We start from the raw sequence: 12,011 nt of genomic DNA on the forward strand, positions 1-12,011 counted from the left end.
TAGGCTACGCTAGCTGTTGACGATCTAGTTGACCACGGCGCATTGAGACGGTGGCTGCAATGGTGAATGAAGTAATTGCGGCGGCGGGCAACACGGCTGTCCCAGCATACCTCACGCTACTCAAGCTCGGATACACAGTTGATCGTGCTGGCAAGGGCGATCAGGAGCACTGGATCGCGAAGAAGGAGACGCTCCATCTTGTCGCCGATTGCCCACTGGAATTACTGGGCCTCTGTTTGTTGCGGAGTGAGCAAGGTCCACACTGGCAGGCGACAGACCGCCAGATTGACGAATTCATGAGACAGTTCTACCCGACTGCGAGTTCAACGTAGGCATCACGCAGCAAGCGGTCTTGGTCGACCCCTGTGGCCCGCATGAGCGCAGCGACATGCGGGACCGATCGTCCCGGACATCGCTTCGCTCATCCGGACAATGGCTGGAGCGTTCCCATTTGGGAGTGACCCGCACGCGGCCGAAGGAATGTCGCGCAAAGCGCGAGAACGGTCAGAACAAAACACACCCAGATGATGTACTTGATGAAGTCCTTGCCCGTGATCATCGATTCATCTTGACTACGGTTGCGCTGGACCCTTGCGGAACCAGCGTTTACGAGCGCGGTGACGCGAGCCAATCACGGAAAAACCGCTCCTGCGCGGCAACTGAGGCGGGAATCACGTCGGGGCCGCTGGCAAATGTCTCGACGAGATCGCTCATCTTCGCGTGTTGGCCGACGGTCATCTTGTAAGCCTTGAGACCTTGGCCCATATCTCTTGCCATCCCCGAAGGGTATACGTTCAGGCTTGCTCCATAACAGAATGGAATGACACCATCCTCGGCTAAGAGACTGCGAATATCGCAGAGAGCCTGGAAGAAGTCGCTCGCAGTGCGCTCAACGGTCTTGTGTCGGTATTCGCACCGAAGCCTACAGACATCCCCGTCATCGAATAATGTGAAGAGAGCCGTTTCCTCGTCGTGACCGCCGATCAGCCGAATTCTGTGCTGCTCATCCATTCCACATCTCGATCTGTAGTTCAGCTCTATGGCCAGTCTTGTAGCCCGGATGAGGCGCAGCGGAATCCGGGCTACGCGCGCCACTCACCTTGCATTGGCCGGCGCGTGCACCGGCCAGAGATCAGCCCGCCAGTGCACGGCGATCGCCAGCATCGCCATGAAGCCCGCCGCCGCGAGCAGCGTGCCGGTTGCGGTGTAGCCGATCAGGTCGATCAGGCTGCCGGCCGCGAGCAGGCCGAGCGGCAGGCCGTAGATCACCATCATGCGCACGCCCATCACGCGGCCGCGCAGATGCGCGCTGGCGTTGCGCATCAGCATCACGGCCGCCGAGATCATCGACATGCTCTGCGCGATGCCTGCCAGCACCAGGCAGGCCATCGCCACCGGCATGGTGCGGAGCTCGACGAACACCAAGAGCATCGCATACCAGGCGAGCGTCGCGCCGATCAGAAGCCGCGCGATGCGCACGCCGCCGGCCATGCTGAGCGTGATCGAGCCGATCAACGAGCCGACCGCAAAGCTTGCGGAGAGATAGCCGAGGCCGGTCTGGTCGGTGTGGAAGATGTCGCGTGCGACATAGGGCAACAGCCCGTTGGTGAGCGGAAACGCGGTGAGGTTGGCGAGGAAGGCGACACACAGCGCGGCGCGCATGCCCGGGCCGCTCCAGGCATAGACGATGCCCTCCTTGAGATCGCGCAGCAATTTTGAGCCCGGCAGGTCGACGTCAGACTGAGCGGCTGCGCCGTGGGACTTCGGCCGGCCCATGCAGAGCATCAGGATGGCGGCGACGAAATAGAAGCTGGCGATCCCGACATAGACATAACCGATGCCGAGCGCCGCGAACAATCCCGCCCCGGTCAGCGCACCGGCGATGCGCGCGGAGTCCTGCGTGGTGCGCGCCAGGCTGATGGCGCCGACCAGCTGCTCCGGCGGCATGATGTCGGCGAGCAGCGCGCCACGCACGCCGAGATCCGATGGGCGGATCAGCCCCATGATCGCGACGATGATCATGACGTTGAGCGGTGCGAGATGTCCCGTCAGCGCCAGCGTCATGATGGTGCCGGCCAGCGCCGTATAGGCAAAGCGCATCACGGCGAGGAGATCCCGGTGCCCCATGCGGTCGCCGATCATGCCGACCACGGGCGCGACCAGGGTGCCGACATATTGTAGTGAGGCGAGCACGGTCAGCAGCAGCACCGAGCCAGTCTCGACCATGATGTACCAGCCGAGCACCAGCGTCTCGACCTCGAACGCCCAGGAGGTGAGCAGGTCGGACGGCCATTGGAAGCGATAGCTGCGGATGCGAAACGGTGCGAGCGCGGAGGTCCGCGTGGTCCCGCTCACGACGCGATGACGCGTGTCACGGCGTGTCCTGCCCTTTTCTTGGTTCTTCTGGGTCTTGAATCCGGGTGTTGATTCTCTTGCGAAAATTCCCTGTTCCGGAACGTAGCGCTGACGGTGTCCGTGTCAATCGAAGCCGCCGCATGCGGCCATGCGCGGCGGTAGCGGCGTGCTGCACTGCCCACCAACGCGTGTTGTCGGGCCATCCGTCTGGTCCGCCCCGTGAGATGATGTGCTACAATGCCGATCCGAAACCGCGGAGGACCACATGACAGCCTTCGAAGTTTTCGCGATCTACGTGACGCCCTTTGTGATCATCGGGATCGCAATCAAGTTGCTGATGAAGCGTTACGCCGTCGATCTGCCCGACGTGCAGAAGCAGGCGGGCTCCGCACCGAAGCGGCGATTTCTGCTCGGCGCCTGGCGGTCGGATTAGGGCATGAAGTCGAGCGCTTGAGGCCCCGCTCTGGTTTACAAGACTACGGCCACGGCGTAGCGCTTCGTCCTTGACCCGTGTTTGGATCGCCCTGAGGAGGGAGTAATACCGTGCCTGGCCCGGAAAGCCTTCCAATCGACCAGATCTACGTTCCCCTGAAGAAGAGGAAGACCCTCAGGCCCGAGGTCGTTCAAGAGATCGCCGCGAGCATTCTGGAGGTTGGACAGCAACTCCCGATTCTCGTTCGGCCTGACGAGGGCCGGCTCGTCTTGCTCGAGGGATTGCATCGGCTCGAGGCCTGCAAGGCACTGGGCGAGACCACGATTATCGGAGTGCTGGGTTCGGCAGAGACTGCGCACCACAAGGCGTTGCTATCCGACACTGCTGAAACCGAGGCTGAGCGGGACAAGATGGCGCGATTGAAAAAGCTGCGCCTCGAAAAGGAAGCTGCGGATAGATCGACCGCATCCGCGGCTGCAACCATGAAACCTGAATCGACCGAGCTCCGGTCAACGCGTTCCGGCAAGAACATTGGACGAGGCCCGTCCCGCGATGCAGGATCGAAAACGAAAACCCTGTCGGAATGGCTCACGCAGCAAAAGCGCGATGGCGGCCGCTACTAATGGTCGGACCGTATGTGCCGGCCATGTGCTCCTGCGTCTAGCGCCCCCGCGCTGATTCAGGCAGCCCAGCCCGCCGCAGCGCCCCTCATCATCTTCAAGATGTATTCGGGCTGGAAGCAATACATGCGGTAAAAAGCTGTCAGCCTTTCACAAAGCATGCAACACCTTCGGTGTCGTCCCTGCGAAAGCAGGGACCCATAATCACGAATGGCTATTGTGCACGATGTCGGTGCGACGAGTCCCTTTCATCCGCCGCGGAGTATGGGTCCCTGCTTTCGCAGGGACACGTGACGGGAATCTTGTCCCCACCAACACCTGTCGTCGCCCGGCTTGACCGGGCGATCCAGCACACTGCGACCCATCGGTTCAACAACGACTACCTCTGGAATGCTGGATCACCGCCTTCGCCTTCGCGGGTGATGACACCGCGTGCTTGATATCCTGAATCGAGAACCATCCACAGCGTCGTCCTGGCGAAAGCCAGGACGACAGCGGAGATCGGGGTGAAGCATGTCCCCCACCAACTCATGCGAACACGACATTTTGTCATGGGAGCCACAGTTGCATTTTTTGCATCGCATCATATGATGCATATAATCCAATTAGATTCCCGCATGGAACGGAGTTCCGCCATGGCATCCAGCGCCGATCCCGTCGTCATCCTCTCCGCCGCCCGCACCCCGCTCGGCCGTTTCATGGGCGAGCTCACACCGCTCGCCGCCCACAAGCTCGGCTCGCATGTGATCGGCGCGGCGCTCGAACGCGCCAAACTCGCGCCCGAGCGCATCGACGAGGTGTTCATGGGCAACGTGCTGCCCGCCGGCCAGGGCCAGGCCCCCGCCCGCCAGGCCGCGCGCGGCGCCGGGCTGCCGGATGCGACCGGCGCCACCACCGTCAACAAGGTCTGCGGCTCCGGCATGAAGGCGACCATGCTGGCTCACGACATCATCAGGGCGGGCTCGGCCGAGATCGTGCTGTCCGGCGGCATGGAGAGCATGAGCAATGCACCGTATCTGTTGCAGAAGGCACGCGGCGGCTATCGCGCCGGCCACGATCGCATCATCGACCACATGATGATGGACGGGCTCGAGGACGCCTATGAGACCGGCCGCTCGATGGGCGATTTCGGCGAGGCCACCGCGGAGGCCTATCAGTTCACCCGCGCCGACCAGGACACTTATGCGATGGAAACGCTGAGCCGCGCCCGCAGGGCGGTCGAGGGCGGCGCCTTCAAGGCCGAGATCGCGCCGATCACGCTCACCGAGAAGGCAGGGCCACGCATCATCGCCAATGACGAGCACCCGCTGAAGGTGGATCCGGCAAAGATCCCCGGCCTTAAGCCGGCGTTCCGCGCCAACGGCACCATCACGCCGGCCGCCTCCTCGGCCAATGCCGACGGCGCCGCGGCGCTGATCCTGGCGAAGCGCTCGCTCGCCGATCGCGACGGACTGCCGGTGCTCGCCGAAATCAAGGGCCACGCCACCCACAGCCAGGAGCCGCAGTGGTTCACGACAGCGCCGATCCCTGCGATCAGAAAGCTGCTCGACAAGGTCGGCTGGAGCGTCGGCGATGTCGACCTGTTCGAGATCAACGAGGCGTTTGCGGTGGTCGCGATGGCGGCGCAGCGCGATCTCGGCATTCCCCGTGACCGGCTCAACATCAATGGCGGCGCCTGCGCGCTCGGCCATCCGATCGGCGCTACCGGCGCGCGGCTGATCGTGACCCTGCTGCACGCGCTCGAGGCGCAGAACCTGAAGCGCGGCGTTGCTGCGCTGTGCATCGGCGGCGGCGAAGCCACCGCGATCGCGGTCGAGCGGGTGGCGCATTAAGCGATAGCGTTCCCGTCATTGCGAGCGAAGCGAAGCAATCCATCGTCCCGCATATGCGGAGCCATGGATTGCTTCATCGCTTTGCTCCTTGCAATGACACCGCTGCGGAAAACCATTACCCGATGTCCGAAAACGAGGGAACTTCGCCATTTTAGACATGGACGCGCCGTGCCATATTGCGCATCACGAATAGAACCTCATTGCATTTGATCTGGACCACAATGATCTCGAATTGGCTTGCTTCAGCCCTCGCCCGCCGCAACGTCCACTATGGCTGGGTGATGGTCGCCGTGACCTTCCTCGCCGCGCTGATCTCGGCCGGCACCGTCGGCGCACCCGGCGTCTTCATCGTGCCGCTTCAGAAGGAATTCGGCTGGTCCACCGCCGAGATCTCCTCGGCGCTGTCGATCCGCTTCATCCTGTTCGGGCTGATGGCGCCGTTCGCCGCCGCGCTGATGAACCGCTACGGCCTGCGCAACGTGACGCTGGCGGCGCAGCTGATCGTGGTCTCCGGCCTTGTCGCGTCGCTGGCGATGACCCAGGTCTGGCAGCTCATCCTGCTGTGGGGCGTCGTGATCGGGATCGGCACCGGCATGACCGCGCTGGTGCTCGGCGCAACCATCGCCACGCGCTGGTTCGTGGCGCGACGCGGCCTCGTGATCGGCATGCTCACCGCGAGCGTCGCGACCGGGCAGCTCGCCTTCCTGCCGCTGCTCGCCACGATCACGGAGCGCTACGGCTGGCGCGTCGCGCTTGGATTCGTCTGCGTCATGCTCGGCGTCGCCGCCCTTGCAGTGCTGATGCTGATGCGCGACCGGCCGAGCGACGTCGACCTGCGCCCGTTCGGCGATGCGGGCACCGCACCCCTCCCCGCGCCGCCGCCGTCCAATGCGCCGATCATGGCCGCGGCGCTCGGCACGCTGCGCGACTCCTCGAAATCGTCGGTGTTCTGGATCCTGTTCGCAACGTTCTTCGTCTGCGGCGCCTCGACCAACGGCCTGGTCCAGGTCCATCTGATCCCGATGTGTCTCGACTTCGGCATCCCGCAAGTGCAGGCCGCGAGCCTGCTCGCCGCGATGGGAATCTTCGATTTCTTCGGCACCATCATCTCGGGCTGGCTGTCCGACCGCTACGACAACCGCTATCTGCTGTTCTGGTATTACGGCCTGCGCGGGCTGTCGCTGCTGTACCTGCCCTACTCCGATTTCACCTTCTACGGCCTGTCGCTGTTCGCGATGTTCTACGGGCTCGACTGGATCGCAACCGTGCCGCCGACGGTGCGCCTCACCGCGCAGCGCTTCGGCGCCGAGCGCGCCAATCTGGTGTTCGGCTGGATCTTCGCCGGCCACCAGCTCGGCGCCGGCGCGGCCGCGTTCGGCGCCGGCGTATCGCGCACGGTCTATTCCAGCTATCTGCCGGCGTTCTTCATCGCCGGCGCACTATGTGTCTGCGCTGCGCTGATGACACTGGCGATCGCGCGGCCGCAACCGAAGCCGGTGGCCGAGCCAAAACCGGCCGCGGCTTGAGCGGCCGCGCCGGTTCCGGCCCTATGCCTACCGCGGCCGGCGCCTACTCCGCAGCGAGGCCGGTCGGCGCTGCGGCCTCGGCGGCTTCCTTGTTGTAGTCGTGCACGACGCGGCCGAACGGCAGCGTCAGGTCGGCGATGTAGTGATGCGCGCCGACCACGCGCTTGACCGGGAAATCCGCGACCGGTGCGTTGACGTGCGGCACGAGATGCAGCCGGCCCGGCCCGATCCACGAACCCTTGACGACGATGTCGGTCAGGTTGATCGCGACCAGCTGGCAGACCTCGAGACGGCCGTCGACGCCGGGGATCATCTTCAGATTGACTTGCGTCTTCGACAGCGTGGCGCGGGTCGCGTCGCCATTGCCCGCCATGCTCTCGTGCTTGTAGCCCATCGTGCCCATCGCAACGAGCTGGCCGGCATATTCCAGCGTGCCGGTCAGGGTGTCCTTGACGATCTCGAGCTTGGGATGGGCGTATTTCTTCGGGAAGCCCCAGATCTCGCGGCCGGCCGCGATCGGCGGATCATCGTCGAGATACATCTGGCAGACGAAGTTGACCTCTTCGCCACGCAGCCGCGCGGGGATCACGAGGCCGGACTCGGTGTAGCTGCCGAACCCGGAGCTGTCGGGCATCTTGATCCATTCGTAATGTACGATCGCCTGCTCGATCGGCTCCAGCGGTTCAGGCAGCCCGGCGCGGATCAATTCCGGATCGGTCTCATAGGTGATGACGAGGAATTCGCGATCGATGAAGCGGTAAGGACCGGCGGGATAGCTCGGACCGGCGGCCGGCATGGACGGAAGCTTGAGCAGATCTTCCCTGCGCATCGCAATAACCCCCTGTTGGCAAATGTAGCGCGGAAGCTATCGGCCGAGATTGACAGCGATATGAGGGATTTCCGTCAGGGCCATGACCTCGGTTCGGCCGATGAGCCCAATGCTAACCATGCAGGCAGCCATGCCGAACGCGCCAAGCGCGGGGCCACACTTGTCATCACGGCGTCATCGGCGCCCTGAATTCTCGCCGCGAATTGTTGGAGTGCCTGACATGGACGCGCGTACCCCTCATGTCGACGATATCGAGCACGCGACGCCCGGCTGGCGTCCCGAAGGCTGTGATCGCGTGGCGCTGGTGCTGCAGGGCGGCGGCGCGCTCGGCGCCTATCAGGCCGGCGTCTACCAGGCGCTGCATGAGTGCAACATCGAGCCCGACTGGGTCTGCGGCGTCTCGATCGGCGCGATCAACTCGGCGATCATCGCCGGCAATCCGCCCGACAAGCGGCTGGAGCGGCTGCACACTTTCTGGGATCGCATCACCAGCCGCAAGATCTGGCACTACACGCCGGACGGCGACATCTTCCGCAGGGCGCGCAATCTCACCAGCTCATGGCTGACGACGACGCTGGGGCAGCCCGGCTTCTTCACCCCGCATCAGAGCAATCCGTGGCTCAGCCCGGCCGGCGCGCGTACCGCGACGAGCTATTACGACACCACGCCCTTGCGTGAATCGCTGCTCGAGCTCGTCGATTTCGACCGCATCAATTCCAAGAAGATGCGCTTTGCGGTCGGCGCCGTGAACGTGCTGTCCGGCAACTTCATCTATTTCGACAATGCCCATGACGAAATCATCCCCGAACACATCATGGCGAGCGGCGCGTTGCCGCCGGCGCTGCCGATGGTGAAGGTCGGCACGGATCATTTCTGGGACGGCGGCATCGTCTCCAACACGCCGCTGCAGCATTTGCTCGACCAGGAGGACAATGCCAATTCGCTGGTGTTCCAGGTCGACCTGTTCTCGGCCCGCGGCGTGCTGCCGCGCGACATCCAGGACGTGATGGCCCGCCACAAGGACATCATGTATTCGTCGCGCACCCGCTACAACACCGACGTCTACCGCAAGACCTACAATCTGCGCACCGCCCTGCACAACGCGCTGGGAAAGATTCCGGACGACCAGCTCTCGGACGAGGAGCGCCAGCTCAAGAAGGCCAACAGCCGGCTGCCGGGCATCACGCTGCTGCAGCTGATCTATCAGCAGAAAGCCTATGAAGCGACGCCAAGGACCACGAGTTCTCCGGCACCTCGATGCGCGAGCACTGGGCGAGCGGACACGAGGATACCAAGCGCTCGCTGAAGCGGCGCGACTGGATCAAGATGCCCGAGAACGGCATGGGCATCGTGATCCACGACGTGCATCGCGAGAGCGAGTAGGAAGCAATAGCACCTTCGCCGTCATTGCGAGCGAAGCGAAGCAATCCATGTCACCACTTGCGGCCATATGAATTGCTTCGTCGCTACGCTCCTCGCAATGACGATGGGAGCCGTTACGGCCGCGTCGACATGTTGCTCGGCGGGCCGGCCTTGCGGATCGGCTCGGCAAGGCGCGCGAATTCGCAGAGCAGCGAACGCGTCTTGCGCGGATCGATCACCTCCTCGACCCAGAACTTCTCGGCCGAGCGGAACGGCGAGCGCAGCTTGTTGAGGCGGTCCTCGATCTCGCGCAGCTTGGCGGCGGGATCGGCGGCCGCGTCGATCTCGGCACGATAGGCCGCCTCGATGCCGCCCTCGAGCGGCAGCGAACCCCAGTAGGCCGATGGCCAGGCATAGCGCATCGAGAAGCGGTTGGCCGGCTGATGCACCACGCCGGCGACGCCGAAGGCGTTGCGGATGATGATGGTGCACCACGGCACCGTGCTCTGGTTGACCGCGGCCATCGCCCGCACGCCGTGGCGGATGGTCGCCGACTTCTCCGCCTCGAGCCCGATCATGAAGCCGGGGCAATCCATCAGATAGACCACCGGCAGATGGAAGGTCTCGGCGAAGTCGACCCAGCGCACCACCTTGGCGCAGGCATCCGCGGTCCACGAGCCGCCGTAGTGGAACGGGTCGCTGGCGAGCAGCAGCACTGCCCTGCCCTCGATCCGCGCCAGGCCGGTGATGACCGGGCGGCCGAAATTGGCGGCGACCTCGAAGAACGAGCCCTTGTCGACCACCGCCTCGATGATCGGCCGCATCTTGTAGACCTGGCGGCGGTTGCGCGGCACGGCCTTGAGCAGCGATTCCTCGGCACGTTCCGGATCATCGGTGCAGGGAATGGTCGGCGGCAGATCGTAGACCGACGCCGGCAGATAGGACAGGAAGCGCCGCGCATAGTCGAACGCCTCCTCCTCGGTCTCGACGGCCTGGTCGATCGCGCCGGCGCGGGTCTGGATGTCGGCGCCGCCGAGCTCCTGCTTGGTCAGATCCTGGCCGAGCCGCTTCACCACCGGCGGGCCGGCGACGAACATCGCGGAATTCTTGGTCATGACAGAGTAGTGCGTCGCTGCCAGCCGCGCGGCGCCAAGGCCCGCGACCGAGCCGAGCCCGAGGCCGACCACCGGCACCCGCGCGAGATTGGCGGTCGTGTACCAGTACCAGCGCGTGCCACCGACGCCGCCGGGCAGATTGGCGGCGCCCCTGGTCTCGATCGTCTTCACCGAGCCGCCGCCGCCGGAGCCTTCGATCACGCGGACGATCGGCAGGCGGAAGTCGTGGGCCATCTCCTCGGCCATCAACGGCTTGGCGGAGATCGATGCATCGGCCGAGCCGCCGCGCACGGTGAAATCGTCGCCGACCACCACCACGGTGCGGCCGTCGACCCTGGCACGGCCGAACACGCAGTTCGCCGGCGTCAGATGCTTGAGTTCGTTGCTCTCGTCGTATTCGGCGATGCCGGAGATGGCGCCGACCTCGTGAAAGCTGTTCTGGTCGACGAGCTTGTCGATGCGCTCACGAACCGTGAGCCGGCCCTGGTCGCGTTGCCGCTTGACCTTGTCAACGCCTCCCATCTCCCGCGCGAACGCTTCGCGCCGGGCGAGGTCGTCGAGTTCCGGCTTCCAGTTCATTCATTGCCTCCGTCTTGATGATTTTGTTGTTGTTATGGGTGGTCACGGGAAGCGACTTGCGCTCGATCCGATTGCTGAAGATGTCGCCGTCGGCGCCTTCGAGCAAGCTGCCGAGTGCGGCGGCGAGGTCGACCATCTGCGGTGCGACCTCGCGGTGCAGCCGCTGCTCGTCATACATCGCCGACAGCAGGCCGATCGTGGTGACCACATAGGTCTGATATTGCGGCGACCACAGCGGCACCGCGACGCCGTTGATGTGCGGGCTCCACAGGCCGCAGGCAACGACGTAGCCGTGCTCCTGCAGATGCCGGCGATTGGCCGCGATGCGCGGCGTCAGCATCTTGGCGCTCTCGGGCAGTTCGCCTTCCATCTCCGCGATCAGCGCATCGCCGATCGCAGGATCGAGCGCCGCGGTATAGGCGTGGCCGGCGGCGGTGGTCGCCATCGAGATGCGGCTGCCGGTGGCCTCATGCAGGCCGAGCGCATTCGCCGCGCGGGCGAACTCCAGATAGACCAGATGAAAGCGGTCCGGGATGACGAAGCCCACCGTGCCGGGCAATTGATCGGCGACATCCTGCAAACGCAGCCGGATCAGATTGCGGAGCTGCAGCCCCTTCATCATCGAGGTGCTCATCGCAACCGCGCTCGGGCCGATGCGATATTTCTGATCGCGCGGCAGATAGACGAGCTGTCCCATCCGCGTCAGCGTGTGCGTCAAGCGCGACACTGTCGATCGCGGCAGGCCGCAGCGGTTCGAGATCTCGAGATTGCCGAGCCGCGCTTCATGTCCCTCGAAGCACCGCAATACATCAAACGCGCGCGACACCACCTGGATGACATCGCCATCGCCAGTCTCGCTGGCGAGCATTCCCTGCCGGCTAAGCCGTTCCGAGCGCCGTCCCATCTTGTTTGGCTCCATTCCGTCTTGCGGAATAAAATTCCACTTGCAGATGAAGCTACCTCAGGCAATCTGCCGCCACAACAAAAAGCCGTTCGCCGGATGAAATTTCCGCAAGACGGTATCGGAGAGTGGAATGCCAGAGATCAAGGTTGTGACCGAGGTTGCCGGGCGCGTTTGCGCGCTTTCTGTTGAAACCGGCAGCAGCATCGGCAGCGGCGACGAGATTGCGTTCGTCGAGGCGATGAAGATGGAGATCCCGGTCACATCGACGGCAGCAGGCAAAATCAAGTCGATTCTGGTGCGGATTGACGATGTCATCGCCGAAGGCCAGGCGATCGCGATCGTCGAGACCTGACGGCGACCGCTCAAATCTCACCCGCGACAATCTGTCTGGTGATGCACGGGCATTAATCGCCGGCTTGCGCGGGTGGTGGCGTTGCCATCGCAAGTTCGTGATGC

At 64.0% G+C, this 12,011-nt stretch carries 11 protein-coding genes and 1 pseudogene; 7 read left to right on the forward strand and 5 right to left on the reverse strand.

All coding sequences use genetic code 11. The features are described from left to right. Positions 1 to 50 precede the first annotated feature (50 nt). Positions 51 to 332 (forward strand): hypothetical protein, encoded by a 282-nt coding sequence (locus ALC15_RS09350; protein ID WP_128089482.1) that lies wholly within the window; start codon positions 51 to 53, stop codon positions 330 to 332. Positions 333 to 606: 274 nt separating this feature from the next. On the opposite strand, the gene ALC15_RS09355 is transcribed toward ALC15_RS09350, so the two are convergent. Next, a complete protein-coding gene (locus tag ALC15_RS09355; RefSeq protein WP_050626988.1) occupies positions 607 to 1,011 on the reverse strand; it encodes a hypothetical protein in 405 nt (134 codons plus the stop codon). An 84-nt stretch (positions 1,012 to 1,095) separates the two neighbouring features. Next, positions 1,096 to 2,355: an MFS transporter gene (locus tag ALC15_RS09360; RefSeq protein ID WP_050626989.1), complete on the reverse strand. Its 1,260-nt coding sequence runs from the start codon at positions 2,353 to 2,355 to the stop codon at positions 1,096 to 1,098. 265 nt (positions 2,356 to 2,620) lie between these two features. Between ALC15_RS09360 and ALC15_RS44770 the strand changes: the two genes are divergently transcribed. The 4 genes from ALC15_RS44770 (at position 2,621) to ALC15_RS09375 (ending at position 6,766) form a co-directional block, all read left to right on the forward strand. Continuing rightward, a complete protein-coding gene (locus tag ALC15_RS44770) occupies positions 2,621 to 2,788 on the forward strand; it encodes a hypothetical protein (protein ID WP_167350138.1) in 168 nt (55 codons plus the stop codon). A gap of 110 nt (positions 2,789 to 2,898) precedes the next feature. Further along, positions 2,899 to 3,411, forward strand: a complete 513-nt coding sequence (locus ALC15_RS09365; protein ID WP_050626990.1) for a ParB N-terminal domain-containing protein — start codon at positions 2,899 to 2,901, stop codon at positions 3,409 to 3,411. A 632-nt stretch (positions 3,412 to 4,043) separates the two neighbouring features. Then, on the forward strand, positions 4,044 to 5,240 hold the full coding sequence (locus ALC15_RS09370) for an acetyl-CoA C-acyltransferase (RefSeq protein ID WP_050626991.1): 1,197 nt from the start codon (positions 4,044 to 4,046) through the stop codon (positions 5,238 to 5,240). Between the two features lie 221 nt (positions 5,241 to 5,461). Further along, positions 5,462 to 6,766 (forward strand): MFS transporter, encoded by a 1,305-nt coding sequence (locus ALC15_RS09375; protein WP_050626992.1) that lies wholly within the window; start codon positions 5,462 to 5,464, stop codon positions 6,764 to 6,766. 43 nt (positions 6,767 to 6,809) lie between these two features. On the opposite strand, the gene ALC15_RS09380 is transcribed toward ALC15_RS09375, so the two are convergent. Continuing rightward, positions 6,810 to 7,595 carry an acetoacetate decarboxylase gene (locus ALC15_RS09380; RefSeq protein ID WP_050626993.1) on the reverse strand — a complete coding sequence of 262 codons (786 nt, stop codon included), beginning with the start codon at positions 7,593 to 7,595 and terminating at the stop codon, positions 6,810 to 6,812. A 220-nt stretch (positions 7,596 to 7,815) separates the two neighbouring features. Here ALC15_RS09380 and ALC15_RS09385 point away from each other — a divergent pair. Continuing rightward, positions 7,816 to 8,978, forward strand: a pseudogene (locus tag ALC15_RS09385) (patatin-like phospholipase family protein). A 113-nt stretch (positions 8,979 to 9,091) separates the two neighbouring features. On the opposite strand, the gene ALC15_RS09390 reads toward ALC15_RS09385, so the two are convergent. Continuing rightward, positions 9,092 to 10,651 (reverse strand): acyl-CoA carboxylase subunit beta, encoded by a 1,560-nt coding sequence (locus tag ALC15_RS09390; RefSeq protein WP_050626994.1) that lies wholly within the window; start codon positions 10,649 to 10,651, stop codon positions 9,092 to 9,094. Further along, positions 10,581 to 11,555, reverse strand: a complete 975-nt coding sequence (locus ALC15_RS09395; protein ID WP_050627082.1) for an IclR family transcriptional regulator — start codon at positions 11,553 to 11,555, stop codon at positions 10,581 to 10,583. Before ALC15_RS09395 ends, ALC15_RS09390 begins: the two co-directional genes overlap by 71 nt. A 130-nt stretch (positions 11,556 to 11,685) precedes the next feature. Between ALC15_RS09395 and ALC15_RS09400 the strand changes: the two genes are divergently transcribed. Beyond that, the gene (locus ALC15_RS09400) at positions 11,686 to 11,907 is read left to right on the forward strand and encodes an acyl-CoA carboxylase biotin carboxyl carrier protein subunit (protein ID WP_050626995.1); all 222 of its coding nucleotides are present in this window, start codon (positions 11,686 to 11,688) and stop codon (positions 11,905 to 11,907) included. Positions 11,908 to 12,011: the final 104 nt, after the last annotated feature.

Origin of the sequence: Bradyrhizobium viridifuturi (assembly GCF_001238275.1) — a bacterium.
Classification (GTDB): Bacteria; Pseudomonadota; Alphaproteobacteria; order Rhizobiales; family Xanthobacteraceae; genus Bradyrhizobium; species Bradyrhizobium viridifuturi.

What these genes read in the sequence shown, in the direction of transcription:
- ALC15_RS09375 (WP_050626992.1), top strand. Translation starts at nt 5,462, where the DNA reads ATGATCTCGAATTGGCTTGCTTCAGCCCTCGCCCGCCGCAACGTCCAC.
- ALC15_RS44770 (WP_167350138.1), top strand. Translation starts at nt 2,621, where the DNA reads ATGACAGCCTTCGAAGTTTTCGCGATCTACGTGACGCCCTTTGTGATC.
- ALC15_RS09390 (WP_050626994.1), bottom strand. Translation starts at nt 10,651, where the DNA reads ATGAACTGGAAGCCGGAACTCGACGACCTCGCCCGGCGCGAAGCGTTC.
- ALC15_RS09380 (WP_050626993.1), bottom strand. Translation starts at nt 7,595, where the DNA reads ATGCGCAGGGAAGATCTGCTCAAGCTTCCGTCCATGCCGGCCGCCGGT.
- ALC15_RS09370 (WP_050626991.1), top strand. Translation starts at nt 4,044, where the DNA reads ATGGCATCCAGCGCCGATCCCGTCGTCATCCTCTCCGCCGCCCGCACC.
- ALC15_RS09355 (WP_050626988.1), bottom strand. Translation starts at nt 1,011, where the DNA reads ATGGATGAGCAGCACAGAATTCGGCTGATCGGCGGTCACGACGAGGAA.
- ALC15_RS09400 (WP_050626995.1), top strand. Translation starts at nt 11,686, where the DNA reads ATGCCAGAGATCAAGGTTGTGACCGAGGTTGCCGGGCGCGTTTGCGCG.
- ALC15_RS09395 (WP_050627082.1), bottom strand. Translation starts at nt 11,555, where the DNA reads ATGGGACGGCGCTCGGAACGGCTTAGCCGGCAGGGAATGCTCGCCAGC.